Below are 26,509 nucleotides of genomic sequence, written 5' to 3'. Positions count from 1 at the left end.
GGCGGGGAAACAAAAAATGACACAGTCCGGCCCTCACTGCGACGTGGAAACCATGCCTCATCCCCTTTCATCTTGGTAAAAATACCTCAGGGGGGTGCGGGGGGAGGATCCCCCCGCGGGTCGACGCCGACAGGCGGCGAAACACCCAAGGTCAGAGCTTTGCCGCCAACCGCGCACCCTGATTGATGGCCCGCTTGGCATCCAGTTCGGCGGCCACATCCGCCCCACCGATCACATGTACGCTCTTGCCCGCCGCTTCCAACCGATCCGCCAGCGACCGTTCCGACAGCTGTCCGGCGCAAAGCACGATGGTATCCGCCGCAATCAGCGTCGGGTTCTCGCGCGCCTCGCCATAACTCACATGCAGCCCCTCCGCGTCGATGCGTTCGTAGTTCACGCCGCCCATCATCTCGACCGCCTTCATCTTCAGCGCCGCACGGTGAATCCAGCCGGTGGTCTTGCCAAGCCGCTTGCCAAGCCGTTCGTTCTTGCGCTGCAACAAGGTCACCTGACGCGCGGGGGCCTCGGGCCGGGGGCCAGCGGGCGACAACCCGCCGCGATCCGTCGACGGGTCGCCCACGCCCCATTCCCGCTTCCACAGGTCAATGTCCTCGGTCGGGCTCTCGCCCTCGTGCACCAGGTACTCCGCCACGTCGAAGCCGATGCCGCCCGCGCCGATGATAGCGACCTTCTCACCAACGGGGGCTCTCTTCGACAGCACGTCGATATAGGACAGCACGTTCGGCCCGTCCTGCCCGGGGATCTGCGGATCGCGCGGCACGATGCCGGTGGCGATCACCACCTCGTCGAACCCTTCCAACTGCTCCGGCCCGGCCTCGGTGCCAAGCCGCAGGTCCACGCCCGACCGCGCCAGCATGGTTTCGAACCAATCGACCAGCCCAAAAAACTCCTCCTTGCCGGGGATCTGCTTGGCCATATTGAGCTGCCCGCCCACCTTGTCGGCCTTCTCGAACAGCGTCACGGAATGCCCGCGCTCGGCGGCAATCACCGCCGTCATCACGCCAGCGGCACCCGCGCCGACAATGGCCACCCGCTTGGGCGCGTCGGTCGGGTCATAGCGCAGCTCGGTCTCATGGCAGGCGCGCGGGTTCACAAGGCAGGAGGTCAGCTTGCCGCTGAAGGTGTGGTCCAGACAGGCCTGGTTGCAGGCGATGCAGGGCGCGATCTCATCGGCCCGGCCCTCTGCTGCCTTGGCCACGAAATGCGAATCCGCCAGGAAGGGCCGCGCCATGGACACCATGTCGGCGCAGCCTTCCGCCAGAACCTCTTCGCCCACATCCGGCATGTTGATCCGGTTCGAGGTGATCACCGGAATACCCACCTTGCCCATCAACTTTTTCGTGACCCAGGCAAAGGCCTTGCGCGGCACGCTGGTGGCAATCGTGGGAATGCGTGCCTCGTGCCAGCCGATCCCGGTATTGATGATCGTGGCACCTGCTTTCTCGATCTCCTGCGCCAGCTGCACGACCTCGTCGAAGGTGGACCCCTCGGGCACAAGGTCGATCATCGAGAGACGATAGATGACGATGAAATCAGGGCCCACGGCCTCGCGCACCCGGCGCACCACCTCGATGGGCAGGCGAATGCGGTTTTCATAGCTGCCGCCCCACCGGTCGGTGCGCTTGTTGGTGTGTTTGACGATGAACTGGTTGAGGAAATACCCCTCGGACCCCATCACCTCGACGCCATCATAGCCCGCCTCGCGCGCCCGCACGGCTGCCGTCACGATATCGCTGATCTGTTTCTCGATCCCCTCTTCATTCAGCTCTTTCGGCGGGAAGGGAGAGATGGGCGATTTGATCGGAGAGGCAGACACACAATCGGGAGAATAGGCATAGCGCCCCGCGTGCAGGATCTGCATGGCGATCTTGCCGTCGGCCGCGTGAACTGCATCGGTGATCACCCGGTGATTGGCGATGTCCTGATCGGTAAACAGCCCCGCCGCGCCGGGGAAGACCCCGCCTTCCTTGTTGGGCGCCATGCCCCCCGTCACGATAAGGGCAGCCCCCCCGCGCGCGCGTTCCGCATAGAACTCCGCCACCCGGGGCCAATCCTTGGTTTCCTCCAGCCCCGTGTGCATGGAGCCCATGAGCACCCGGTTCTTCAGCGTGGTGAAGCCAAGGTCCAGCGGGGCCAGAAGATGGGGGTAAAGCGCGTGCGTCATATCAGGGTCCTCCGATGCGCAAAGATGGCGCAAGGCGGGCGGACTGTCACCCTCTACGCCGCGTCACCTGGGGTGGTGCGGGCTGCGGGCTTGGGGGAAGGGGCGTTGCGGCGAGCATGGCGAATAATCCGCGTACCGGGGCGGGTGCGTCGGGATGGGGTATGCTGGCAGGTCATAGCCGAAGGCGTTGGTCGCACATGCGCGAACTTGACCCTTCAAAGTGAACAAGGCATGTGATCTACCAATGATCGGTCGTGGCTTTTTGTCCGCGGCAATAGATTTCACTACCAAGTTGGAAACCTATTTATGCAGCCGTCGTTTGAAATTCATCCATTGGTATTGTGTGGCGGTTCGGGCACCCGTCTTTGGCCCTTGTCGCGCAAGAGCTATCCCAAACAGTTCGTTCAGTTGATTGGCGACCGGTCGCTCTATCAACGATGCGCAGAACGCATGACCGGCACGCGCGGCGCGGTGACCTTTGCCGCGCCTACGATCCTGACCGGATCCGACTTTCGCTTTGTCGTGACCGAACAATTGCAGGACATCGGCATTGATCCGGGCGCCATCCTGATCGAGCCCGAGGGGCGAAATACGGCCCCGGCGGTTCTGGCCGCCGCGTTGCACATTGCCAAGACCTCGCCCGAGGCTCTGCTGCTTGTCGCGCCATCCGACCATATCCTGCCGGATGCCGATGCATTTGCCGCGGCACTGGAACTGGCGGCAGGCGCGGCCCTGAACGGCGATCTCGTGACGTTCGGCATTGCCCCCAGTTACCCGGAAACCGGGTACGGATACCTCAAACTGGCTGGAACGCATGACAAGGACGCGGCCTACAAGCTGGAACGCTTTGTCGAGAAGCCCGACCAGGCCACGGCTGAACAGATGGTTGCCGATGGCGGGTTCCTTTGGAACGCGGGTATTTTCCTGTTCGCCGCCAAGGACATCATCTCTGCCTTCGAACGCCATGCGCCTGATCTCGTGACACCCGTTCGCGCCGCGGTGGAGCAGGGTGAACCGGATCTCGGGTTCTTCCGCCTTGCCCCAGATCCCTGGGCAGAGGTGCAGAACATCTCGATCGACTATGCGGTCATGGAAAAGGCCGACAATCTCAGCGTGGTTCCCTTCCGGGGCAGTTGGAGCGATCTGGGAAGCTGGAGCGCTGTCCGCGATCAAAGCGCAATCGATTCAGATGGTGTTGCCTGCGCGGGGCCGGTAACGGCCATCGACTGCAAGAATTCCCTGCTTCGGTCAGAGCACCCGGATCAGGAACTTGTCGGGCTTGGCCTGGACGGCATCGTTGCCATTGCCATGCCGGACGCGGTGTTGATTGCCGATATCAACAGAACGCAGGACGTGAAACTCGCCGTTCAGAGCCTTGCCGCAAAAGGTGCCCGTCAGGCAGAAGCCCTGCCCATTGACTACCGCCCATGGGGACATTTCGAAACGCTCGTGCTTGGCGAGCGGTTTCAGGTCAAACGAATCGTGGTCAAGCCCGGTGCAAGCCTCAGTCTTCAGAGCCATCACCACAGATCGGAACACTGGATCGTCGTGCAGGGTACCGCGAAGGTTACGGTTGACGACACGGTCAAGCTGATTTCCGAAAACGAGTCCGTCTACATTCCTCTCGGAGCCGTGCACAGGATGGAAAACCCGGGTAAGGTCGACATGGTGCTGATCGAGGTTCAGACGGGTAGCTACCTGGGTGAGGATGACATCATTCGGTACGAGGATGTCTATTCCCGCGGGCAAGGCGCGAAAGGGTGACACGGTGAAGAGGCCGTGCAATGCGTAGAGGCAATGAGTACCCGTACCTGTCACCAATCGGATGACTTATGATTGAAACGGACAGAAACCAACCCGATGCGGACATGCAGGCGATGCTGCGGGCTGAAATTCTGTCACTTCGGGCTGAACTGGCGCAGCGGGATGCGGAAATTCTTGCGTTGCTGCGACAGTCGGACGAGACCGTCATCGCCGAGGCCACTCGCCAGACGCCAACTGGACTCAGCCGTGGATGGCTGAGAACACGACTGGCCAGGCTGCGCCACCGCCTGATGCTGCGTCATCAGGCGAACGCATTGGCAAGAAGCCGCTATTTCGACGCGAACTGGTACGCGGCGCGCTACCCCGAATGCGATGGCCCGGACAAGGCCGCGATCCACTACTTGCTGCGTGGCGCGTTTGCCGGGCATGATCCGGGGCCGGATTTCCAGACCAAGGCCTATTACAGCGCCAATCCGGATGTCGCCGAGGCTGGCTGGCCTGCTCTGGCTCATTACGTTTTACACGGACAAGCGGAAGGTCGGCGGCTTGGTCCAACCGCCGGAGGCTAGGCGCAATGTCCGGCGAAACCACCATCGACACGTCTCGCGCAAGATTGTTGGAGGACTCCGCCCTTTTCGACGCGGAATGGTACGCGACGCGGAACGGGGACGTGGCCTTGTCCGGGCTGGACCCGTTGGATCATTTCCTGAAGATCGGTTGGGGCCTTGGGCGCAGCCCCGGGCCCGAGTTCGACACCCGTGCTTATATGGCCTGCTTCCGAGAAGTTGCGGATAGCGGCATGGATGCGCTGACGCACTACCTGCAATACGGCGCGTCAGAAGGCCGTGCAGCCAATCCCCTTCAACAAGACCCAATCTTGCGGGCGCGTGCAAAAAGCGATGTGCTTCGCAATCGGCTGAACGTGCTCGGTCAGGCATCCGCCCTAGAGCGGCTCCAGCGCCTCTTGGATGAGGAAACGGGCGATGCTGCGGGGTTCGCTGGCCGTGACCTGGCGCTTTGGCACCTTCGGCAATGGCGGATGACCCAATCCCCTGACAGTGCGACAACGGCAGGTCGGCTCGCCCACAAAGCCCTTGTCTCGGCGACGGACCCCGCTCTGCGCCGTCGTTTGCTGACCGTTGCCCTTGTTGCAGATGCATTGGCGGGTCAGCCAGCCCCGTCGGACGAAGTCATCCGCGACTGGCAGATGAAGGATCTGCTGTGCAACGAAACCTGGTTTGTGCTGGCAGGCTTTGAAGCCTCGGAAAACAGTCGGCTGAGGCTGATCAACCGGGCGCTAACGGCATACGGCCTTGGCGAACTGGCCTTGGGCGATGACCCAAGCAGCCTGGCCTATGACCGCCTGACCCCCAAGCGCGCGCCCCAACCCATAGACGGACCGCTGGTGTCCGTCCTGATCGCGGCCCATCAGGCGGAAGACACCCTTCCAACCGCATTGCGCGCCGTTTCAGACCAAAGCTGGCGCAACCTGGAGATCATTGTCATCGACGACGCCAGCAGCGATGGAACCGCTCAGGTCGCCCTAGATGCGGCAAGAGCCGATCCCCGCATCCGGCTGAAACGGCTTTCGCAAAACGGCGGTGCCTATGCAGCACGCAATGCCGGGCTTGCCGAGGCGCGTGGTGAATACGTTACGCTTCATGACGCGGACGATTGGTGCCACCCCGACCGGATTGCCGCGCAGATGGAGCTGATGCTTGAAAGCGGAACGGCTATCGCCTGCACGTCCGAGCATGTGCGCATGCATTCTGACCTGACACTGACGCGTCTGAGCCCGGAGGCGAGTTTTCTGACGGAAAACACGGCGTCCCTGCTGTTCAGACGACAACCCGTGATCGACTCCCTGGGATGTTGGGACACTGTGCGCGTCGCGGCGGACAATGAACTGATACGGCGACTACGCCGGGTGTTCGGGCCTGCCTCCGTCATTTCCGGAAAAACCGGCCCGCTGGCGATGTTGCGCGACAGGGAAGGGTCCGCGGTTCGCAGTGGCCCCCTGTCCATCGACGGCTATGTTACTGGCGCTCGTCTTGCCTATCTCGATGCGCAGGAACACCACCACCGCACCGCCTCTGTGGCCGATCTGCATTACACGGCAGACAGTCGCCCGTTTCCCGCACCCGGCATCATGAAAGGGCGTGATCAATCCAACTACAAACTGTCCTTGGTACTGGCCGCGGATTTGAGACACAGAGATTGGGTGGTGGAAACCTGCCTGAAACTGGCATCCCTTTCCGAAGGCCCGGTCGGGCTGGTGCCGCTTGCCAGACCTCTGGCGCCGGACATGCTCGACACCTCCTTCCGCCTGTGCACGAAGGTGCGCGAAGCTCTCGACGGTCAGCGCCTTCTTCACCTATGCCCGGGAGAAACGGCCTCGGCCCCGTTGCTGATCGCGCCTGACCCTGAGGCGTTGCTGGAGCTTCCCGGTTCCCTTCCCGAGTTGCGGGCCGAGAGGGTGCGTCTTCTGGCAAGTTATTCTCCGGTCGCCACGCTTCCCGGCACGGGGCGCCGCCTGGGGCGCTATGATCCGTCCACCTGCGAATCCTCTGCGCAGCGGTTCACAACGGGCCCGTTGGAATGGTGGGCCGGAAATCGTGCCATCAAACAGGAGCTGATCAAGGCGGGCGCCAGTCGGGTCGCGCGTGCCAAGATCCCGTTCGACGCGTTGCACGGGCTTTTCAAATGATCGGGCCAGCCTTCACGAAAGAGGAATTCGATCCGGTCTGGTATCTCTCGACCTATTCCGACGTGCGCGCGGCAGGGCTGGATCCATGGGAGCACTACGCAGCCCATGGCCACGCAGAGGGGCGCTTGGGCGGCCCGGTGCGAGCATTGGAACTCGATCATGACCTGTGGCGGGGATTCGAGGCACAGGCGTTACCGGAACTGCGGCTGCTGCTGAAAAACGGGTCGGCTCGTGAACGGGCGATCGCAGGATGGGTCTTTGCGCGTCATGCTGCCAGCAAATCACGCTGGAAATCCGCGCATTCTGCCATCAGATCGTTTTTCGATGGTGGCGATCTGGGCACCGCGATCATTCCGCACAAAGGCCCCTGGGTTCTTGGGGTAAAGGCCGCAACCATGTGCCGAGAGCTGTCGGTTGCGAAAGAGCTTTTGCGGAAAGCCAGGGACCGGTTCGGCGATCACGCCGATCTTTCACTGTCAGAGATCGAGATTGCAGTTGCCGAAAACGCCCCGGATCACGTTGTTTCCAACCATCTCGCCGAGATCTACGCGGCAACCGGTCTGGCAGGCATTGGCTTGCGGCCGGGGACGCTGCCGCGCCTGGACAGGCTGACGGCCCCGATCCCACCTGCACCGGTAGAAGATGGGCCACTTGTCAGTGTCATTGTCCCCGCCCATCAGTCTGAGGCGACCCTGGGCACATGTCTGCGAGGGTTGACCGACCAGAGCTGGCGCAATCTTGAGATCATCGTGGTGGATGATGCCAGCACCGACAACACCGCGGGCGTTGCGGAAGAGGCGGCGCAGGCAGATCCCCGCATCAGGGTCATTCGTCTGCCAGAGAATAGCGGCGCCTATGTTGCCCGCAATACCGGCCTGGCAGACATCCGTGGTGCATTCTTCACCGTTCATGATTCCGATGACTGGTCCCATCCGCAAAAGATCGAGGCACAGGTTGGGCCGCTTCTGGCCGACAGTGGCCCGGTCGCCTGTGCATCACACTGGGTTCGGACCGGGTCTGACCTTGCAATGTCGCTTTGGCGGGTCGAGCAAGGCTGGGTCTATCGCAATGTCTCGTCCCTGATGGTTCGCACGGAGATGCGCGAGAAGGTGGGCTATTGGGACCGCGTGCGCGTCAATGCCGATACCGAATACTATCATCGCCTGCTTGCCGCCTTCGGTTCTGACTCAGTGATCGAACAGCACCCCGGCGTGCCCCTTGCCTTCGGGCGCAACGCGCCGCAATCCTTGACGCTGTCGTCCGCCACGCACCTTTCGACCCAGTTCCGGGGTCCGCGCCGATGCTACCTGGATGCCGCGCTGCACTGGCACGATAGCAGGCTGTCTTCGATTGACAGCACCGCAGACACGGAGGCGCGGGCGGCCTCGCTTTTCCTTCCGAGATATCCGACGGAACGGCCATTTCCAGCGCCGCCAGAGCTTCGACCTGCCGATGATGTGACCGCGGTCAGTGACTACGCCTTCATTTCCGGGTCTTCGCATTTCGATACGCTTTGGTATCTGACGCGGAACAAGGACGTGCTGGCTGCGGATGTCGACCCTGTGCGCCACTATCTGGAAACCGGCGGACAGGAAGACCGCGATCCCGGCCCGCTGTTTTCGGATTCTGCATGGCGGGCAAAGCGAAAACTGGGCACGCAGGCCGTACCGCTGCTGGATTACGAGCAGCACCCCGACAAGCCCCCGGCTGAACCGTTCCGGTTTGAAGGGGCGCTGGCAGGCAGCGACGCCGAAACCGCGCTTGTCTTTGCGCATTCCGCCGATCGGCAGATTTTCGGGGCCGAGCGCAGCCTGTTGCGTGCGTTGGAGCGTCTCGGCAGCGGCCTCGACGGTCCCCGGATCGCTCCTGTGACGGTGCTGCCATCCGCCGTGAATAAGCAGTACCTGGACGACGTGCGGAAAAGGTCGGCAGCGGTTGTGATCCTGCCGCAACTCTGGCGGCATCGCTTTCGCCCCGTGTCAGACCACACGGTTTCCGCGATCCGAGCCATGATCCGAGCCTATCGCCCGACCGCAATACATGTGAATACGATTGTCCTGAATGCACCATTGGTGGCGGCGCGGGCTGAAGGATGCCCGTCGATCGTGCAGGTCCGCGAGTTGCCCGCCGAAGACCCGCAACTGTGCCGCATTCTTGGCGACAGCGCCCGCGGTCTAAGACGCCGCATCCTCAGCGAGGCCGATCGTTTCATCGCGAATTCCGCTGCTGTTGCAAACTGGCTGGATTGCCCCGATCGCGTCGACGTGCAACCCAATGAAATTGATCCTGCCCTGTTCGATCTGCCCTTTGCCCCCGGGCCGTCCCTGCGCGTTGGCCTGATCAGCAGCAACATCGCCAAGAAGGGGGTAGCGGATTTCGTCTCGGTTGCGCGCATGGTTGCCAAAGCAGAGGCCTCGGAAAACGTCCCGCCTGACGCGCGTTGCAAGTTCCTGCTGATCGGCCCGGACTCTGCCGATCTGAAAGCACTGGGCCCGCTTCCCGATAACACGGTTCACACAGGCTATGTCGATGGGTCAGTGGCCGCGGTGGAACAGACGGACCTTGTGCTGGTCCTTTCGCATTTCGCGGAGTCTTTCGGGCGAACGACGTTGGAGGCAATGGCAGGCGGTCGCCCGGTGATCTGCTATCGTCGCGGAACGCCGCCGACATTGATCGAACATGGTCGAACCGGTTTTTCCACGCCTGCGGATGATCCAGCCGCAGTGGCCAATGCCGTGATGTCCATATCCGTGGCGCGGTTCGGTCTGCTGGAACTCAGTCGCGCCGCCAGAAAGCGGGCCTCGCTGTTGAGCCAGATGGCGGCGGGGGAACGCTCTCACGATCCTTCTGCGGACCTGAGAACCGCTACCTAGGCAGTGCGCTTTACATCGCTATGGGCAGGCTTTCGGCCTCATTGGCCTGAATTCTACGTCAACGGTCCGAACCGTGGCTCGGCGGATCGTCATAGATCGACCAACCGTAATCTCCGGTGGTCTCCGGAACATCCTTATCGCCAAGGTTGCGTGCCATATACGCCTTGGCGATGAAATTCGCCGTGATCGGCGCCGTCAGGAACAGGAACAGGGTGATGAGAAGCTCGTGAAACGAGACCTGTCCGTATTTGGCGTAGAAGTAGAGCATCGAGGCGATCAGCACGCCGCCGACACCTAGGCTGGTGGCCTTGGTCGGGGCATGAAGGCGCTGCAGCGTGTTCTTGAGTTTGACCAAACCGAAGGACCCCACCAGCCCGAAGATACCACTCACGACGAGGGCGAAAGAGACGAGGATTTCTGCGACGATGCTCATATCTGTCGTCCTATTCGATGATGTCGCCGCGCAGCAGGAAGCGGCAATAGGCAACGGTTGAGACGAAGCCGACCATCGCGATCAGCATCGCGGCCTCGAAATAGATCGCAGTGCTGTGCCATACGCCATAAAGCACCACGAGGGCGATCAGGTTGATCACCATGGTATCAAGGGCCAGGATCCTGTCGGCCGCGTCCGGGCCGATGGCAATACGCCAGAGATTCAGCAACAGGGCCAAGGCGTAGCAACCGAGCGCGAAGGTAAGGGCATATTCGATCATGGGAATATCTCCATCAGGCGGCGTTCGTATCTGGTCTTGATCTCGTCACGGACAGCATCGGGGTCATCGGTGTGCAGGCAATGCACAAGGATCGCACTGCCATCTGCGGCAAGCGTCGCGGATACCGTGCCCGGAGTCATGGTGATCGTGCCCGCCAGCACGGTGATTGCCTCGGCCGATGTAAGGTCGAGCGGAACGGGAATCCACTGCGAGCGAATCTTCGACTCTGGCTTGAACAGGATGATCAAGGCCACCTGCACATTGGCCACGACAATATCCCAGAGCACGACAAGGATGTATTCCGCGACCTTGAATGGCCGGGCGATCCTGGGACGGTCGGGCCAGTAGGCTGCGGTGAACATCGGGATGAACAGTCCGAAGACCGACCCGAGGATAAGGTTGCCAAGGGTGAAGGTGTTCACCAGCCCTAGCCAGACGAAGATGAGTGTCAGGCTCAGAAGCGGATGCGGGATGAGACGGGTCAGCATGGCTCAGCGCTCCTCCACAGGGCTCAGGACAGCTTCGACATACCCCGCGCGATCAAAGAGTTGGGCTGACGTATTGTCGAGATAGGCCGAGACAGGACCAGCGAAGATGGCAAGCCCCCCCAATACGGCCAATGCAAGCATGACGGGGGCAACCTGCCCCACCGTGGCAAGAGGCGGCTGGATCGACGCGGCGCTGTCTTCGGTTTCACCATCTTCGGCGTCGGGGACGGTGATCGCCGTGGATTTCCAGAACAGGACGCTGCCCGCACGCGCGAACCCGATTATGGTCAAGAGCGACCCGATCAGGATCGCGGACCAGGCCCATCCAATCAGACCGGGCTCTCTGATCGCGTCAAGAACGAGCAGTTTTCCCAGAAACCCGCTCAGCGGTGGCATACCGGCCATAGCGATGGCCGCTGCGAAAAACAGGGCCGCGAACAAGCCGTTCTGCCGTGTCGGCAGCTCTGGTTGCAGCGCATCCCCTGACCGGCGCGTGACGACGAGGTCGGCAATCAGGAACAGGCAGGCCGCCGCGAAGGTCGAATGAACCATGTAATACAGCGCCGCTGTCGTGGCGGTGGTCGAGAACACGGCAACCGCCACCAGCAAGGTGCCCATGGACCCCACGACAGAGAAGGCGATCAGCGGCATCAGGCGCCGCGCGCCAAGAACGCCGAACGCCCCGAGGGCGATGGTCACGATGGCTGCCGGGAAAAGCCACGTACCAGCCAGATCCTCGGTTCCGGGGCTGCCGGGGCCAAACACCGTGGTGTGGACCCGCAAGATAGCGTAGGCGCCCACCTTGGTCATGATGGCAAAGAGCGCGGCAACCGGCGCGGGCGCGTTGGAATAGGATGCGGGAAGCCAGAATTGCACCGGGAACAGCGCCGCCTTCACCGCGAAGACGATCATCAGCAGGATCGCGGCAACGCGCACCAGTGCGGCCTCTTCGGCCGGGATCTCGGGAACGCGAAGGGCGAGATCGGCAATGTTCAGCGTCCCGGTAGAGGCGTAGAGCGTGCCAAGGGCAAACAGGAACAGCGTCGAGCCAGCCAGGTTCATGACCACGTATTGAAGCCCCGCACGCATCCGGTCCTTGCCGCCGGAATGGATCATCAACCCGTAAGACGCGATCAGCAGGACCTCGAAGAACACGAACAGGTTGAAGATGTCCCCGGTCAGGAAAGCGCCGCAAATACCCATGAGCTGGAACTGGAACAGCGCATGGAAATGTCGGCCGCGCGCGTCCCAGCCCGTGGAAATGGCGTGGATCAGCACGATCAGCGCAAGCGCCGAGGTCAGAAGGACCATCAGGGCGGACAGCCGGTCGAGGACCAGAACAATGCCGAACGGCGCAGGCCAGTTGCCAAGCCGGTAAACATGGGTCGTGCCATCGGCGGCCATGTAGGCAAGGCCCAGGGCAATGGCCAGCAACAGCACCGTGCCCGCAACCGAAGCGATGCGCGCCAGCGTGATGTCGTGGCGCATCACGAAGCCGATGACCGGGGCAAGCAGGGCCGGCAGGACGACCGGCAGAATGATCCAGTGCATCACGCGGACCCCTCGTTTGCGGCGTCTGCGCCGTTCTCTTCCGGCTCCATGTCGATCCGGTCGCTATCCGCTTCCAGAAACGCGCCAAGCCCGATCATCACCAGCACCGCCGTCATCCCGAAGGAGATAACAATCGCGGTCAGCACCAGCGCCTGGGGCAGCGGGTCGGTGTAGCTGGCGTCGCCATAGGGCGACAGGACGGGCGGCAGGTTGGTGGCGAGCCGACCGCTGGCGAACAGGAAGACGTTCACCGCGTAGGACAGCAGGGCGAGCCCGAGGATGACAGGGAAGGTCCGGAGGCGCAGCAGAAGATACACGCCTCCCGCTGTCAGAACGCCGATACTGCTTGCAACGATGATCTCCATCTCAGCGCTCCTCCTCGTCCGGGACCCGATCCGCCGGGTCGTAGTCCATCGGATCGACATTCACTGTCTCACCGGCGAAGCGGGCAATCCTGCTCAGGCTGTAGAGCATCAGCATGACCCCGCCCAGAACGGTCAGGAACACCCCGAGATCGAACAGCATGGCTGTGGCAACCTCGAATTCCTCGATCGGTGGCAGATGAATATAAGTGAAGTCGCTGGTCAGGAACGGTCGCCCGAAGAGCCACGATCCGACACCGGTCAAGCCCGCAATCACGACGCCAAGCCCGATCATCGTATGGTATTCCATCCGCTGACGTTCTTGCGTCCAGGCAAAGCCGGAAGCCATGTATTGCATCAGAAGCGCGATTGCGATCACCAGGCCAGCGACGAAGCCGCCTCCGGGCTGATTATGGCCGCGCAGGAAGATGTAGGCGCCCACGACGATGGCAATGGGCATCATGACGCGGGTGGCGACGACCATCATCATCGGGTGGCGGTCACGAGACCGGTCATGCGAATAGTCGGTGTTCTTCAGCCGCCGCGCCGCCGGTCCGTCCAGCAGCGCGTGCATGACTGCATAAATCACCAGCCCCGCGATTCCCAATACGATGATTTCGCCGAACGTATCGTATCCACGGAAATCAACGAGGATAACGTTGACCACGTTGGTGCCGCCGCCGCCCTCGTAGCTGTTGGCAAGGTGATAGTCGGAAATCGTCTCGATATCGCGCATCAGGAATGCATAGGCCAGCGCGGCCACGCCGCCCCCCGCCCCAAGCGCGATCACACCGTCGCGCAGCTTGAGTCCGGCAGAGCTTTCCTTCGGGGTGATCTTCGGCATGAAATGCAGCGCCAGAAGCAGCAGCATGATGGTGACCGTCTCGACCGAGATCTGCGTCAGCGCCAGATCGGGCGCCGAGAGATAAGCGAACCCGGCAGAGATCGACAGGCCGATGATCCCGATCAGAACCAGCGCCCGGAAGCGGTGATGATGCATCGTCACGACAGACAGCGTTGCGACGATCAGCATGACCCAGCCCACGAAAATCACCGGTGACACGGGCAGCAGCTCTCGCGTCGGGGCCGACAGACCGCTGGAGGAATAGGCAACCCATCCCAGGGCCACGGAACTTGCCGTGAATATCGCAAGGTAGCGGCTGATTGCGCCATTGTGGCCGATCTCGGTGATCGCGCGGGATGCCGAGACAAGACCCGCGATCAACCGGTCGAAAATGGCCTTTGCCTCGGGCCGTGGCGCGGCGATCCATAGCTTGTCGAGCGGCTTGTGCAGCAGCAGAAGGACAATGCCGCCCGCCACAGCGATGACAGACATCCACAGCGCGGGTGTGAACCCATGCCAGATCTTCAGATGCGGATGCAGGTCCGCGCCGGTGACTGCATTGGCTGCGGCGGTCACGATCCCTTCGGCAAGGAAGGGCGCAACCCCGATAATAACGACCATCGCCACCAACAGCGCCGGTGCGGCCCACATGCCGAAGGGCGGATCATGGGGCTTGTGCGGATAGTCATCACGCACCGGACCGAGGAAGACATGAGAGATGAAGCGCAGCGAATAGGCGACCGACAGAAGCGCCCCGATCGTGGCCATGACCGGCACCGCATAGGCGCTGCCGAACCAGTCGGTATGAGAGGCCTCTTCCAGCATCAACTCCTTCGACAGGAACCCGTTGAACAGCGGAATGCCTGCCATCGACAGAGCCGCAGCAGTTCCGATGAGGAAGGTTATCGGCATCAGGTGCCTCAGCCCGCCAAGCCGCTTGATATCGCGGGTATGGGCCTCGTGATCCACGATCCCCGCGGTCATGAAGAGCGCGGCCTTGAAGGTCAGGTGGTTGATGATGTGGAACACGGCAGCCACGGCTGCGGCCTGAGTGCCGAAGCCAAGCAGCATGGTCAGAAGACCGAGATGGCTGACCGTCGAGAAGGCCAGAAGCGCCTTGAGGTCATCCTTGAACAGCGCAATGAGCGCGCCCAGAACCATTGTCACAAGCCCGGTCGTGGAAACGATGTAGAACCACGCGTCAGTCCCCGCGAGCGCCGGCCACATCCGGGCGAGCAGGAACACGCCGGCCTTCACCATCGTGGCAGAGTGCAGGTAAGCCGAAACGGGCGTGGGTGCCGCCATGGCGTGAGGCAACCAGAAATGGAAGGGGAACTGCGCGGATTTGGTAAATGCGCCCAGAAGGATCAGGATAAGCGCCGGCAGATACCATTCGGAGGCGCGGATCTGATCGCCAGCGGCCAGGATATCCGTCAGGTTGTAGCTGCCCACGATATTGCCGAGGATCAGCATCCCACCGATCATCGCAAGCCCGCCCGCGCCGGTAACCGCCAGCGCCATGCGCGCGCCCTGACGCCCCTCTGGCAGGTGCTTCCAGAACCCGATCAGCAGGAAGGACGACAGCGAGGTCAGTTCCCAGAAAATCAACAGAAGCAGGATGTTGTCCGACAGCACGATCCCCAGCATCGCGCCCTGAAACAGCAGAAGATAGGTATAGAACTGTCCCATCGGATCTTCGCCCGACAGGTAGAACCGTGCGTAGAGCGTGATCAGCAGGCCAACCCCAAGGATCATCCCCGCGAAGAGAAGCCCAAGACCGTCCAGAAAGAACGAGGCGGACAGCCCGAGCTGCGGCAGCCACTCGATCTGGGCCTGAACCACGTCACCCTGCATCACTGAGGGCGCCAGAACGACGAGCATCGTCAGCGCCAGAAATGTCGGTACTGCCGTCGAGATCGCGCAGACATTGCGCCCAGCCCGGATCATCAAACCCGGCAACAGCGCCCCGGCGAAGGGCATTACTGCGATGAGAAGAAGGAGAGTCCCCCCAAGACCCATGGTATGTCCTTGTCCCTTTAATTTATCTGGCCAACACGTACCGGGCGCGGCAACTCATTGCAACGGAGAGTTATCGTCGCGCCTCTGACGGTCGGCCTTATCCAATTGGTTCGGTTAAGATATGTCCGCGATATAGGCTTTCAAGGGGTTTTCACTTCGGACAGCCGCGGCGGGAAGGCCTTCACGACAGTTTGCGGGCATGGAAAGTGTTTGAAGCTTCTCATCAACGGCTTGAAACACCTAAGAACGTCGGCACTGACTAAAAGACGGTTTTCAACTCTTGGACCAGTGACGAGCACAAACGCTCATACTCACGCTCGACATTCCCCTTCTCGGCAAAAAGCTGGGCTAGCTGCGATTGGATGGCCGCGTAATCGCCACATGTCTGTAGCGAAACAGGTTCCAACGCGTCCATTGATGGCACAGGGGTCATCTGATCGTAGTAGTTGACCCACCCACGAGAACCGACAAGCCGGTGCACTGCATGCGCAGGCGATGCGGAATATAGCGGCATCGCCCCCACTGCAAACGCATCAAATATCTTCTCCGAGACATAGTCTGGTTGATGGGTGTTTTCGAATGCGGACAGATATCGGCACTGCAGGTCAAACCGGCTGAGCTTGTCGGCATGCCAGTCGCTCAGATCCTGCCTTTTGGGGCCGTTTGTCCAGCCCTGGCCTTCCCTGACAATTCGATCGCCGCGGCAGCCCGCAGCAAATTCGCTGCGAAAAACCGACAAGGCAAATAGATCCGCTTGAGGAAATGCAGGTGAAAGCAGGCGTCCCGTTCTGCGAATGCCGATAAAGGCAGCATCGATCTGCGCGTGTTGGAAATGACTATGCCATTGTGCCGCCGTCATGCCTGCGTTGCGGTCTAGACGAGGTTGATAGCCTGCAATGTAACGCGGATCTGTAAGTAGGAAGTAGGGAATCTTTGTTGCCGAGAACACCGGCGAGGTATGATGGTTGATGACGGTGAAAGGAAATTCGCCGGAACTGGCCTTGAATGATTGGGTACGCGCCAAGGGGTTGGGCATCCATACACTATCCCAAAAGGGCTCTTCCGAGAGCAGAACAACCTTAAGCGTGGGATACTGTTTTACAAACTCGAATATTCTGTCTCCGAACAGCTCGAAATCCTTATGGTGACTGACGGTCAGGATCTGTGCGTCTTGCAGATTGTCCACAAGTTCGACCCGATTCCCTAATCTTTCGCGGATCGGAGCATATGCAAGCGGTTGCCGGTTTCGATAGCCCCCATAAACAAAGATTCGAACCATTAGACACCGCTCTCTATTTCGGTCGAGACGTTGGCAAACGACCTAGCGATCATCATCTGATTGCCCGGGCCGTTCAACATGACGGAAGCCGCGGACCAGAGTCCGGGCAAACCGCAAGGGCCGCGTGATGCGCCATGATAGCGAAGCACGAAGTGACCCTAGCTCTGCAATAGCTGCATTGCGTTCCTGTATCACGGCTTCTAATCGCGTCTCTGCCGCATCACGTGCATCGCTTTCCGATTTTCGCGCCCCTGCCTCTGTTCGCAGGTCGCTCAGTGCACGAGCAAAGGCCCGCTCCATATCTCGAGCCGCCTGCTCTTTCTGCCTGAGACTAATTGCATTCTCTTCCTTCGATTTTGCAATCTCAGATGCGGCTTCGGTAAGAAGCTCACCCGTGCTGCGCCGTTTCGCAACGGGTGTCAGGCTATGCTTCTCCATTTGAGATATCGTCGAGCCAAGAACATCCTCTTTTGATGCCGCCAAAGCTGCGACAAGTCGGGCAAGCACCGAACCCGTTTCTCCACTATCCGTTTCCGAGATGTGGAAGCCTGGAACCTGAAGAATGCTGGCCAAAGAGGCTAGCTCGTCCTTTGTTGCAATGGGTGACAGCGTTGCCGCATCGACGAGCCTGATCCGATCCAGATGCAGCAAGAACAGCTCGATAATGGCATCATGGCGCCTGCACCAATCCTCAATGACGGCTGACGGATCCCGCCCGTCTGCCAGAAATGAAGAAATCTCCCGATCCGGCTGATCCCATATAACGCAAATCGTTTCATCTGATGTCGTCAGAAGCCTCTCCAGCGAGGCAGGATCAATTTCTGCTGTTCCGGTGCCGGCACGGGCAAGAGTCGAAGCCACCGAACCATGAACGTCCTTGGTGATGTACACTTGGCTGAACCCAGAATGATCACCGGATGGCATCTTAGAATGCACCTGTCGCTTTCGACTGCTGATGCATACGAGATAGCCCTTTCTTGACAAAATGTCGACGCGTCGACCCGTAATCAAGCCTATGGTTCATAGCCCAAGCGCGCGCATAGGGCCTGGTAGGGCCCGACTGTTCTTTCATCTTCTATAACTTGAGGAACAGGACGCCGAGGACGTTCCTTTATCAATGACCCGCTGCGACCGCTGTCACCGCTAATTCGGATGGCATCGAACATGTCGAGCACAAGAGGCTCAAAAGGCAGATCGAGAACACTGCACATCTTCGCCAGCGCTTTCTCAGGATCAGCAACAAAATCCTCATACCGAATGATCTCGCATTCCCTATGGTAATCGAGAAATTCGATGGTTCGCTTGCTGTACTCTTCTAGGCAGAAGGGTTGGAAATGCTCCCATTCATTCGCTCGCAAGGCTAGGAAGCTGTCCAATGGATGCCTGACGCTTACAAGTGGCCTCAGCGGAAAAGAAGACTTCAGCATGTCATGTACAGAGGGCCGAGAGCTTGCTTCAATCGAGGTGCAAAACTGCGAATGCGCATGAACGCGCAGTACCAGCTTGATGCCTTTCTTCGACAGGTCTGATAGAATACTATCAATCGCAGCCCGAAAAACGCCAAGTTTCACGTTGTCGTCTACGGCTCTGGTCGAATGATTAAGGGCGTTCAGAAGGTCGGTTGGCATGAATTTGGGCTTCTTGCCCGGACGCGCCCTGCCCAAGCTGCTCAGCGGATCAATCTCGCTCAGAAGTATTGTGTTGGGAAGTGCCGCAAGGCACTTGGACATCAATGTGCCACCCGTGCAGGCAAGATGATAAAAACCACGAACAGGTTCCTGTGGCTGGATCTCGGCGCACAATTCTTCGCAAAGGCCCAACAAACTGGGAAACGGTTCCGCAACATTGGTAGGCGTGGTCTCGTTCCTGTAGTCGCCTAGAAGCGACAGTGCCTCATCCAACTCTTCGGCCAAAACGCCATGCAAGTCATTCGCAGGCATGTTCAACTTCCCCGCTTTGTTCGAGTAGCTGGTCTGCTCCTCTTCGTTGCGGTCTTCCTTGTCGGGCTCTTCTTGGGTGCTGTTTCTACCTCTACTGGCTGCTCTTCAGGTGCCGTCAACTGTAGCTGCTGAAGATGCTCCGCTGCCTGTGCCAGTTTTGGCGTCAGCTTTAGCAGAAGCTCTTCCTGTGCTCGGCGTTGGTTTTCGCTGCGTTCAAACTGCTTGCGAAGATTATCCAGATCAATCTGCAACATGGCATTCATGCGAACCTGCAACGCCCGTTCCGCGTTTGCCTGATCCATTCGGGTTTCTGCTGCCTCTAACGCTGCCGCGTCCCGAGACTGTTCCCTTTTGGACTCTCTTAGCTCAACTTCAAGCTGTGCCAGTGAATCTCGTACTCTCTTGAGAGAGCTTTCGCTGACAGACAGGGCTGATGTGGTGTCCTTGAGAGCGTTCGACGCTGCATTCAACTCGGATTCCCGTTCAGCAAGGGCAGCCTTGCTGGATTCAAGCTCTGATCTAGCCTGCTGCAAAGCTTGCTCGCGATCCCGGATCGCGGTGTCATGTGCGGATAGCCACTTCCTTGCTTCGTCTCTTTCATTCGTTCGATGCTGCAACGTTTCGAGTGCTTCTCGCAGCTCAGAAACCTTATCAGTTTGCGCTTTCTTGGCCTCAGCCAAGGAAGCTTCCCGCTCGGAAAGCTTCGAACGAGTCGCCTCCAGCTCTGCGCCGATGCGAGCGAGCTCTTCGCCGCGCTGCGACAACTTCGCATCCCGGTCCTTCACCTCCGCGTCCAGTTTCGAACGCATCGAGGACAGTTCCGATTTGTGATCCTTGATCGCCTTCTCCAGCTTTTCGGAAACAGCGGCCAGGCTGGCCTCACGCGCCTCAGACTCCTTCTGCGCATCGGCCAATCTCGAAGTGGCCTCAGCCAAGGAAGCTTCCCGCTCGGAAAGCTTCGAACGAGTCGCCTCCAGCTCTGCGCCGATGCGAGCGAGCTCTTCGCCCCGCTGCGACAACTTCTTATCCCGGTCCTTCACCTCCGCGTCCAGTTTCGAACGCATCGAGGACAGTTCCGATTTGTGATCCTTGATCGCCTTCTCCAGCTTTTCGGAAACAGCGGCCAGGCTGGCCTCACGCGCCTCAGACTCCTTCTGCGCATCGGCCAATCTCGAAGTGGCCTCAGCCAAGGAAGCTTCCCGTTCGGAAAGCTTCGAACGAGTCGCCTCCAGCTCTGCGCCGATGCGAGCGAGCTCTTCGCCGCGCTGCGACAACTTCGCATCCCGGTCCTTCACCTCCGCGTCCAGTTTCGAACGCATCGAGGACAGTTCCGATTTGTGATCCTTGATCGCCTTCTCCAGCTTTTCGGAAACAGCGGCCAGGCTGGCCTCACGCGCCTCAGACTCCTTCTGCGCATCGGCCAATCTCGAAGTGGCCTCAGCCAAGGAAGCTTCCCGTTCGGAAAGCTTCGAACGAGTCGCCTCCAGCTCTGCGCCGATGCGAGCGAGCTCTTCGCCGCGCTGCGACAACTTCGCATCCCGGTCCTTCACCTCCGCGTCCAGTTTCGAACGCATCGAGGACAGTTCCGATTCGAGTTGTGCCATACGCGCAACCCGTGGGCCGCCGAAGAAGCTGAGTACGGGCCAGTCTGGATCTTCCGTATTCACTGAAATCAGAGCGTAGCCACGGTCCGACAGGCGCGACTCTACAGCATCGCTTGCAAGAGCACCTTCAAAAAACTCTTGGACTCCGCAGCGGATTACGAGCTTCGAGAGCCTTGCAAGCAGGCCTGTAGATTGCAGAACTTCAAGAATTCCAGCTTCGGCGCCGGGCAAATCAATAAAACAGTCGATGGGCTCAGGTAGATCCGTCAACTCCTCAACAATGGTATCAGATTTAATCAGATCGATTGCACTGCGATTGCTGATGCGGAGGCCCGGAAAAATGGCGTTCAGAGCTTCCGTTCGCTCTGACACGGACACAAGGCCCGGAAGCGAATAATAAATGGCTTCCGATCGGCCCTTATCACTGGCTGGAACTCCTTGCAGGTGAGTTACCCCACTTGCGAGCAGCACCTCTGGCACCGCACCGCGTGCCTCTTCTTCGGGATCAATCAAGACGAAACGCTCTGGGGTCTTTGCATGATCGGCCAGTGACACCAGCAGATTAGACACACCACCACAGCCGATAAAGATAATGCTGCCCGACGCTTCGGTAGTGGTTTGATCGGTCATGATCAGGCCTCCTTGCCAATTAGCCTTCTGCAGTAGCAATGATGACCCGTTTTCATATCATCCTACCGACGGGTTGTACTACGATCTGGGTTGACCAGCTATACAACTCATCCATCCCCCTCAGTCCGAGCCAAACAAGTCCCGGGTAAAAACCTTGTCGTGCACATCAGCGAGCGTGTCTGACTTGCGGTTTGCAATGATGACGTCAGCCCTTCTCTTGAAGTCTTCGAGATCACGACAAACCTCGGAATTGAAAAAATCAGCTCCCTCAAGCGCTGGTTCATAGACAATGATCTCGATCCCCTTCGCCTTCAGCCTTTTCATTACGCCTTGGATGGAGCTTTGACGGAAATTGTCTGAACCCTGCTTCATGACCAGACGATAAATGCCAACGCACTCTGGTGATCTCCGGATGATCTGCTCCGCTATGAAGTCCTTGCGCGTACGGTTTGCCTCTACGACGGCCTTGATCAGATTCTGAGGAATATCGGAATAGTTAGCCAGAAGCTGCTTGGTATCCTTTGGCAGACAATACCCACCGTAGCCGAAAGACGGATTATTGTAATGCGTCCCGATCCGCGGATCGAGACATACTCCTTCAATGATTTGGCGCGTATCCAATCCGTGACTGAGAGCGTAACTGTCCAATTCATTGAAGAAAGCTACGCGCATGGCGAGGTAGGTGTTGGCAAACAGCTTGATTGCTTCTGCCTCAGAAGACTCTGTCAGAAGGATGGCAATGTTCTCGGCGATAGCGCCTTCAACAAGAAGATCAGCGAACTGACGAGCCCGGTCGGATTGCTCACCTATGATGATGCGACTGGGATACAGGTTGTCGTGGAGGGCGTGCCCTTCGCGAAGAAACTCGGGACTGAAGGTAATCCGATCAGACCCCATCCGTTTGCTCAATGCTTCCGTAAACCCAACAGGAACCGTCGATTTGATCACGATAGTCGCTGAGTCATTCAAAGAGATAGCCTGTGAGATCACGGCCTCGACTGAAGACGTATCGAAGTAATTCGTCGCAGGATCATAGTTCGTGGGCGTCGCAACGATGATGAAATCCGCGTCCGTGAAGGCTGCCACGGGGTCAGTCGTAGGGAAGAGATCCAACTCTTCGTTGCCTAGGTACTTCTCAAGCTCTGAATCAACAATAGGACACTTCCGTTCGGCCAACATCTCAATTCGCCCGGGATCCACATCGAATGCTCGCACAGTGTTGTGCTGAGCAAGCAAAACGGCGTTTGACAGGCCTACATAACCAACACCGGCAACTGCAATGATCTTACCTGACATTACACAATTCCTTCGTTCCGCATTGCTGGCATAGTGTTATATCCAGAGACTCAGATGGGTATCTGAAGCGGGCAAATCTTCATTGCACCGGCCCAGGAACCTGACAAGGTCTCTGCCCTGTTTTGAGAAAACGATCGCGTGTCGAGGGACGCTTCAGGATCATTTTCTCAGGTCCTTCGTGGAATACTCTTCCTTGAACCAGTCATAGGTTTGCTCTATCCCACGTCTCAGGCTGATACTTGCGGACCATCCCAGGTCGCTCAGTCGACCAACATCCATCAGCTTTCGCATCGTGCCATCTGGTTTGGATGGATCGTTTGTGATCTTTCCTTCGAACCCTGTGATTTCTGCGACCATCTCGGCAAGTTCGAGGATGCTGATATCGGTTCCACAGCCAACATTGATGTGGCTGAGCATCGGCTCGGTATTGGCCTGGTACGTGCTCTTGTCCAGGTCGAGAACAAAAAGGCTGGCCTCTGCCATGTCATCAACATGCAGGAACTCTCGCCGCGGCTTGCCACTTCCCCAGATCACAACTTCCTCGATGCCATCGCGTGCTGCTTCATGGAAACGGCGGATGAGGGCAGGAAGCACGTGGCTGTTCTCTGGGTGAAAGTTGTCTCCTGGTCCATAGAGGTTAGTAGGCATGACAGAGCGGTAATCAACGCCATACTGGCGATTATAGCTTTCGCACAACTTGATCCCTGCGATCTTTGCAATTGCGTAGGGTTCGTTGGTCGGTTCCAGCGTACCCGTCAGAAGCGCATCTTCTTTCATCGGCTGCGCGACAGCCTTCGGATAGATGCAGGAACTTCCCAGCTGCAACAGGGTTCGCACACCGGCTGCGTAGGCCTGATGGATCACGTTGCATTCGATCATCAGGTTTTCATAAATGAACTCGGCAGGATAGGTGTTATTGGCATGAATACCCCCCACCTTCGCAGCAGCCAAAATCACTTTGTCAGGCTGCTCTTCCTGCATGAAAGCACGAACTTGATCCTGGTCCGTTAGATCCAGCTCCGAATGCGTGCGGGTGAGTATGCATATATCCTCACCAGCCGTTTTCCGGGCTTCCAGGCGCTTCAGAATTGCACCTCCAACCATGCCTCTGTGACCGGCGATGTAGTACTTCGTCATTGGGTGGATCCTACTTTGATGGCTGCCCGTATTCTCGGTGGATTCAATCACATTTCCAACGAAACCGGCAGATCCAAGCCGTGGTCCTTCAACAACGCGTGTCGTTTGGCGGTTCTGAGATCATTTTCGACCATCTCAGCGCACATTTGCTGAGCGGTGATTTCAGGCTCCCAGCCGAGAACCTGTTTTGCCTTGGTTGGATCCCCGAGCAAGGTCTCGACTTCAGCGGGTCGGAAATACTTGGGATCAATGCGAAGAACGACATCTCCCGCCTTCAGAGCGGGCGCCTTGTCCCCTTCAATCGAGGCGACAACTGCAATCTCGTCAACGCCGCTGCCCTTGAACTCGAGCGTGATACCCAGCGCTCGGGCAGTCCAGATGATGAATTCGCGCACTGAATACTGGACACCAGTCGCAATGACGAAATCTTCTGGAACTTCTTGCTGCAGCATCAACCACTGCATTCGCACATAGTCCTTTGCGTGCCCCCAATCACGAAGCGCATCGATGTTGCCCATGAAGAGACATTCCTCAAGACCCTGAGAGATGTTGCACAGGCCGCGCGTGATCTTTCGGGTAACGAAAGTTTCACCACGGCGGGGGCTTTCATGGTTGAACAAGATGCCGTTGCACGCATACATGCCGTAGGCTTCCCGATAGTTCACGGCAATCCAGTAGGCGTACATCTTTGCAACCGCGTAAGGCGAACGCGGGTGGAATGGCGTGGTTTCACGTTGAGGAACCTCCTGCACCAGACCGTACAGTTCGGATGTTGATGCCTGATAGAAACGTGTCTTCTTTTCCAAACCCAGGAAGCGGATCGCCTCCAGCATTCGCAAGGTCCCGATTGCATCCACATCCGCAGTGTACTCGGGAGCCTCGAAACTCACGGCCACGTGGGACTGCGCCCCAAGATTGTATACTTCGTCGGGTTGAACTTCTGATAGAATTCTCGTCAGGTTCGAGCTGTCAGTAAGGTCACCGTAGTGCAGCTTCAGATGCGCACTGTTGTTGTGAGGGTCTTCATATATGTGGTCGATCCGCTGAGTATTGAACAGAGATGCCCGGCGCTTGATTCCGTGAACCTCGTATCCTTTTTCAAGTAGAAATTCGGCTAGGTACGATCCATCCTGTCCGGTGATACCGGTGATCAAAGCTCTTTTCGACATCAAAAACCTGCCTGTTTCTTGAAAGGGACCTGGTCACAAGCCAAGCTTGCAGGGCAAATGCGGTGTTCTGCAAAAATGGCCTTCGCTGCGATTGCGAAGGAGGTAGCAAAGTGGTGTTGGGTCCACAACCATTTTGTTCCCGGGGTAAGCGGCCGACAGCCAACCTGATCTCGCAGGCCTAATACAGGCGCATCTTGCCTAATGCGGGCGCATCTTGGGGTGATCAAGGAACCACGAAAAGAGATGGCCGATCAGCCAGGACGGCAGCTATTCAGCTCCGTCGGTTGCTGGTCAGGGCTGTCTTGATCGCGCGGAGGGGACGGGTCACAGCCCAGGATGTTGAGGTTTCAAATGCCCTGATGGCAGCCCGTAGTTCTTCGATCTCATCTTCGCGTCGCAAGGACTCGTTACCTACATCAAGCTGGTTCGCCTCGTTCATGCCCACTTGATTCAGCTTCAGGACTGTATCTCGCAACTCTGTTTGCACGTTCGTGAGCTGATTCAAGAGAAGGGTCCGATGAGCATCTTGTTCCTCCGCACACTCCGCAGCATGTTTACGTTCGCGCTGAATAGTCTCAGCTGCCCTGCTCTCCGCATCGAGCACAGCCAAATTGGCTTTCTCCAGATCGGCACCAATTGTGGCAATACGGTCTTTCAGTGAACTGACGTCATTCGACAGTTCTTTAATCTGAGCTTCGGACTCAGCCTGCATAGCCTGCAGCTTTCGTGCTGCCGCCTGTTTTGATTTCTGAAGCGCAACATGCCCTTCACCAAGCTCTTCCTGAACAGACGTTAGAGTTGATTTGAGCAAGCTGATTTCCGTGCAACGAGAAAGGAGATCAGCCTCCAACCTCGTTCGTTCGGACGAAAGCAGGTTCTCGAGCTCTTCATTTGCCGCAACCATCTGCACATTCCGCTCAGCCAAAGCTCGTTCGGATTCAAGGATTGCCGATATCTCCGAGAACGCTGCATCGGGCGTGGAAGAGGGGCGCTGGACTGGAAGCGCCGCCGCCTGAAACTCTTGCTCGAAACGCTGTGCACCAGGGCTGGATACCAGCGTCTGGCTTGCCAGAACACTATGCCAGGCATCCCAGGCAGCAAGAGCCGGAGAGGCAGTGTCACTGACCATATCGACGTCTGGCTTTTCCGTGAAAAAGCGCTGACAGATTTCGGCCCGGCACCCAACGGGATTCATCGCGAATGCTGATGCCGCAACAAGGGCGATAGATCTTCGGTTGCGCCTCTGAACAGCTAGAACATCCGAAACGACCCGGATCCAATCTTCCATCCCCTGCGCAGGTGGCGTACCTGAGGCAATAGCGCGTGCAACAGCATCCTCAGCCGAATCTGTAACCAGCACGATTGCCTCTGCCGGCAGGTCGCAAACGACACGCTCTAGCCGATCCGAGTCTGACAAGTGAATCATCTCGAAACACACGTCTTCACCCGAGGACAAACTGGCCCGAGCATTCTGGGTTGGGGCAAGGCCTTGGCAGACACTTTCATTACCAACCACGATGATTGAAACAGTCTTCATCGGTTACCTGCGGTCCCAGTAGTTTTTCATCGAGTTCCAGAGTTGCGGGAGTTATGCCTGACGCAGTCTGCCTTCTCAACTCGAAAGACCATGTGTGGCAACCCGTACTTGCAAGTGGTTTCTGACAACCCTCGAAGCTGTCCGGTGCCGACTGCAGAGGACTTGGTGTTCATTCAAGCTACTCGTTGCGGCATCTGATCTAGCGAGTCGAAAAAACTGACGCTATTGATCAGGTGACAATTCCAAGCCGTTTGCATTGCTGATCAATGATCAAGTCGGCATAGGCGTCGGACTGGTGAAGGTAGTCGCTGTCCCGCATCATCGCCCGTGGGCTGAAGCCCCGCGGATGATCGAAGTCAGGGTAATCCAACAATCGTGCACCGGTGTCATTGGCGATTTCTTCCATGGCAT

General features: G+C 58.6%; 20 protein-coding genes. 4 read left to right on the top strand and 16 right to left on the bottom strand.

What is annotated here, in order from left to right; translation table 11 throughout:
* Window positions 1–151: 151 nt before the first annotated feature.
* The gene (locus tag BKY26_RS19100; RefSeq protein ID WP_071691968.1) at window positions 152–2,185 is read right to left on the bottom strand and encodes an NADPH-dependent 2,4-dienoyl-CoA reductase; all 2,034 of its coding nucleotides are present in this window, start codon (window positions 2,183–2,185) and stop codon (window positions 152–154) included.
* A 306-nt stretch (window positions 2,186–2,491) separates the two neighbouring features.
* Between BKY26_RS19100 and BKY26_RS19095 the strand changes: the two genes are divergently transcribed.
* From BKY26_RS19095 to BKY26_RS19080, 4 genes are all read left to right on the top strand, one after another.
* Entirely contained in the window at window positions 2,492–3,949 is a 1,458-nt protein-coding gene (locus BKY26_RS19095; RefSeq protein WP_071691967.1) for a mannose-1-phosphate guanylyltransferase/mannose-6-phosphate isomerase, read from the top strand.
* Between the two features lie 68 nt (window positions 3,950–4,017).
* Complete coding sequence (locus BKY26_RS19090) at window positions 4,018–4,518, top strand: hypothetical protein (protein ID WP_071691966.1); 501 nt, start codon at window positions 4,018–4,020, stop codon at window positions 4,516–4,518.
* 5 nt (window positions 4,519–4,523) lie between these two features.
* Window positions 4,524–6,656: a glycosyltransferase family 2 protein gene (locus tag BKY26_RS19085; RefSeq protein WP_071691965.1), complete on the top strand. Its 2,133-nt coding sequence runs from the start codon at window positions 4,524–4,526 to the stop codon at window positions 6,654–6,656.
* Entirely contained in the window at window positions 6,653–9,529 is a 2,877-nt protein-coding gene (locus tag BKY26_RS19080) for a glycosyltransferase (RefSeq protein ID WP_071691964.1), read from the top strand. Before BKY26_RS19085 ends, BKY26_RS19080 begins: the two co-directional genes overlap by 4 nt.
* 58 nt (window positions 9,530–9,587) lie before the next feature.
* Here the strand turns inward: BKY26_RS19080 and BKY26_RS19075 are convergent, their stop codons facing one another.
* The 15 genes from BKY26_RS19075 to BKY26_RS20360 all read right to left on the bottom strand — a co-directional run.
* Window positions 9,588–9,962, bottom strand: coding sequence for a Na+/H+ antiporter subunit G (locus BKY26_RS19075; RefSeq protein WP_071691963.1), 375 nt, complete (start codon window positions 9,960–9,962; stop codon window positions 9,588–9,590).
* 10 nt (window positions 9,963–9,972) lie between these two features.
* A complete protein-coding gene (locus tag BKY26_RS19070) occupies window positions 9,973–10,242 on the bottom strand; it encodes a K+/H+ antiporter subunit F (RefSeq protein WP_071691962.1) in 270 nt (89 codons plus the stop codon).
* Window positions 10,239–10,730: a Na+/H+ antiporter subunit E gene (locus tag BKY26_RS19065; protein WP_071691961.1), complete on the bottom strand. Its 492-nt coding sequence runs from the start codon at window positions 10,728–10,730 to the stop codon at window positions 10,239–10,241. The genes BKY26_RS19070 and BKY26_RS19065 overlap by 4 nt, the downstream gene beginning before the upstream one ends.
* 3 nt (window positions 10,731–10,733) lie before the next feature.
* Window positions 10,734–12,284 carry a monovalent cation/H+ antiporter subunit D gene (locus BKY26_RS19060; RefSeq protein ID WP_071691960.1) on the bottom strand — a complete coding sequence of 517 codons (1,551 nt, stop codon included), beginning with the start codon at window positions 12,282–12,284 and terminating at the stop codon, window positions 10,734–10,736.
* Window positions 12,281–12,646: a Na+/H+ antiporter subunit C gene (locus BKY26_RS19055; RefSeq protein ID WP_071691959.1), complete on the bottom strand. Its 366-nt coding sequence runs from the start codon at window positions 12,644–12,646 to the stop codon at window positions 12,281–12,283. Before BKY26_RS19055 ends, BKY26_RS19060 begins: the two co-directional genes overlap by 4 nt.
* 1 nt (window position 12,647) lies before the next feature.
* The gene (locus tag BKY26_RS19050; RefSeq protein ID WP_071691958.1) at window positions 12,648–15,506 is read right to left on the bottom strand and encodes a monovalent cation/H+ antiporter subunit A; all 2,859 of its coding nucleotides are present in this window, start codon (window positions 15,504–15,506) and stop codon (window positions 12,648–12,650) included.
* Between the two features lie 259 nt (window positions 15,507–15,765).
* Entirely contained in the window at window positions 15,766–16,692 is a 927-nt protein-coding gene (locus tag BKY26_RS19045) for a glycosyltransferase family 10 domain-containing protein (protein ID WP_071691957.1), read from the bottom strand.
* Between the two features lie 135 nt (window positions 16,693–16,827).
* Complete coding sequence (locus BKY26_RS19040) at window positions 16,828–17,709, bottom strand: hypothetical protein (protein WP_071691956.1); 882 nt, start codon at window positions 17,707–17,709, stop codon at window positions 16,828–16,830.
* A gap of 89 nt (window positions 17,710–17,798) precedes the next feature.
* The gene (locus BKY26_RS19035) at window positions 17,799–18,725 is read right to left on the bottom strand and encodes a sulfotransferase family protein (RefSeq protein WP_071691955.1); all 927 of its coding nucleotides are present in this window, start codon (window positions 18,723–18,725) and stop codon (window positions 17,799–17,801) included.
* Between the two features lie 2 nt (window positions 18,726–18,727).
* Window positions 18,728–20,959, bottom strand: a complete 2,232-nt coding sequence (locus tag BKY26_RS19030; RefSeq protein ID WP_071691954.1) for a coiled-coil domain-containing protein — start codon at window positions 20,957–20,959, stop codon at window positions 18,728–18,730.
* Window positions 20,960–21,079: 120 nt separating this feature from the next.
* The gene (locus tag BKY26_RS19025) at window positions 21,080–22,255 is read right to left on the bottom strand and encodes a nucleotide sugar dehydrogenase (RefSeq protein ID WP_071691953.1); all 1,176 of its coding nucleotides are present in this window, start codon (window positions 22,253–22,255) and stop codon (window positions 21,080–21,082) included.
* Between the two features lie 159 nt (window positions 22,256–22,414).
* A complete protein-coding gene (fcl, locus tag BKY26_RS19020; protein ID WP_071691952.1) occupies window positions 22,415–23,392 on the bottom strand; it encodes a GDP-L-fucose synthase in 978 nt (325 codons plus the stop codon).
* 47 nt (window positions 23,393–23,439) lie between these two features.
* A complete protein-coding gene (gmd, locus tag BKY26_RS19015; RefSeq protein ID WP_071691951.1) occupies window positions 23,440–24,561 on the bottom strand; it encodes a GDP-mannose 4,6-dehydratase in 1,122 nt (373 codons plus the stop codon).
* 271 nt (window positions 24,562–24,832) lie between these two features.
* On the bottom strand, window positions 24,833–26,098 hold the full coding sequence (locus BKY26_RS19010; protein ID WP_131541948.1) for a hypothetical protein: 1,266 nt from the start codon (window positions 26,096–26,098) through the stop codon (window positions 24,833–24,835).
* Between the two features lie 229 nt (window positions 26,099–26,327).
* Window positions 26,328–26,509, bottom strand: a 182-nt coding sequence (locus BKY26_RS20360; RefSeq protein ID WP_158514371.1) for a hypothetical protein, incomplete at its 5' end; no start/stop codon positions are given.

The organism is Nioella sediminis, from assembly GCF_001879695.1.
GTDB lineage: Bacteria > Pseudomonadota > Alphaproteobacteria > Rhodobacterales > Rhodobacteraceae > Nioella > Nioella sediminis.
Note: the sequence above shows the minus strand (reverse complement) of the source record. Positions and strands in the feature narration are given on the sequence as shown.

Excerpts from the sequence above, each read along its gene's own strand:
- BKY26_RS19100 (WP_071691968.1), bottom strand. The coding sequence starts at position 2,185 with ATGACGCACGCGCTTTACCCCCATCTTCTGGCCCCGCTGGACCTTGGC.
- BKY26_RS19095 (WP_071691967.1), top strand. The coding sequence starts at position 2,492 with ATGCAGCCGTCGTTTGAAATTCATCCATTGGTATTGTGTGGCGGTTCG.
- BKY26_RS19090 (WP_071691966.1), top strand. The coding sequence starts at position 4,018 with ATGATTGAAACGGACAGAAACCAACCCGATGCGGACATGCAGGCGATG.
- BKY26_RS19085 (WP_071691965.1), top strand. The coding sequence starts at position 4,524 with ATGTCCGGCGAAACCACCATCGACACGTCTCGCGCAAGATTGTTGGAG.
- BKY26_RS19080 (WP_071691964.1), top strand. The coding sequence starts at position 6,653 with ATGATCGGGCCAGCCTTCACGAAAGAGGAATTCGATCCGGTCTGGTAT.
- BKY26_RS19075 (WP_071691963.1), bottom strand. The coding sequence starts at position 9,962 with ATGAGCATCGTCGCAGAAATCCTCGTCTCTTTCGCCCTCGTCGTGAGT.
- BKY26_RS19070 (WP_071691962.1), bottom strand. The coding sequence starts at position 10,242 with ATGATCGAATATGCCCTTACCTTCGCGCTCGGTTGCTACGCCTTGGCC.
- BKY26_RS19065 (WP_071691961.1), bottom strand. The coding sequence starts at position 10,730 with ATGCTGACCCGTCTCATCCCGCATCCGCTTCTGAGCCTGACACTCATC.
- BKY26_RS19055 (WP_071691959.1), bottom strand. The coding sequence starts at position 12,646 with ATGGAGATCATCGTTGCAAGCAGTATCGGCGTTCTGACAGCGGGAGGC.
- BKY26_RS19050 (WP_071691958.1), bottom strand. The coding sequence starts at position 15,506 with ATGGGTCTTGGGGGGACTCTCCTTCTTCTCATCGCAGTAATGCCCTTC.
- BKY26_RS19040 (WP_071691956.1), bottom strand. The coding sequence starts at position 17,709 with ATGCCATCCGGTGATCATTCTGGGTTCAGCCAAGTGTACATCACCAAG.
- BKY26_RS19035 (WP_071691955.1), bottom strand. The coding sequence starts at position 18,725 with ATGCCTGCGAATGACTTGCATGGCGTTTTGGCCGAAGAGTTGGATGAG.
- BKY26_RS19030 (WP_071691954.1), bottom strand. The coding sequence starts at position 20,959 with ATGACCGATCAAACCACTACCGAAGCGTCGGGCAGCATTATCTTTATC.
- BKY26_RS19025 (WP_071691953.1), bottom strand. The coding sequence starts at position 22,255 with ATGTCAGGTAAGATCATTGCAGTTGCCGGTGTTGGTTATGTAGGCCTG.
- fcl (WP_071691952.1), bottom strand. The coding sequence starts at position 23,392 with ATGACGAAGTACTACATCGCCGGTCACAGAGGCATGGTTGGAGGTGCA.
- gmd (WP_071691951.1), bottom strand. The coding sequence starts at position 24,561 with ATGTCGAAAAGAGCTTTGATCACCGGTATCACCGGACAGGATGGATCG.
- BKY26_RS19010 (WP_131541948.1), bottom strand. The coding sequence starts at position 26,098 with ATGAAGACTGTTTCAATCATCGTGGTTGGTAATGAAAGTGTCTGCCAA.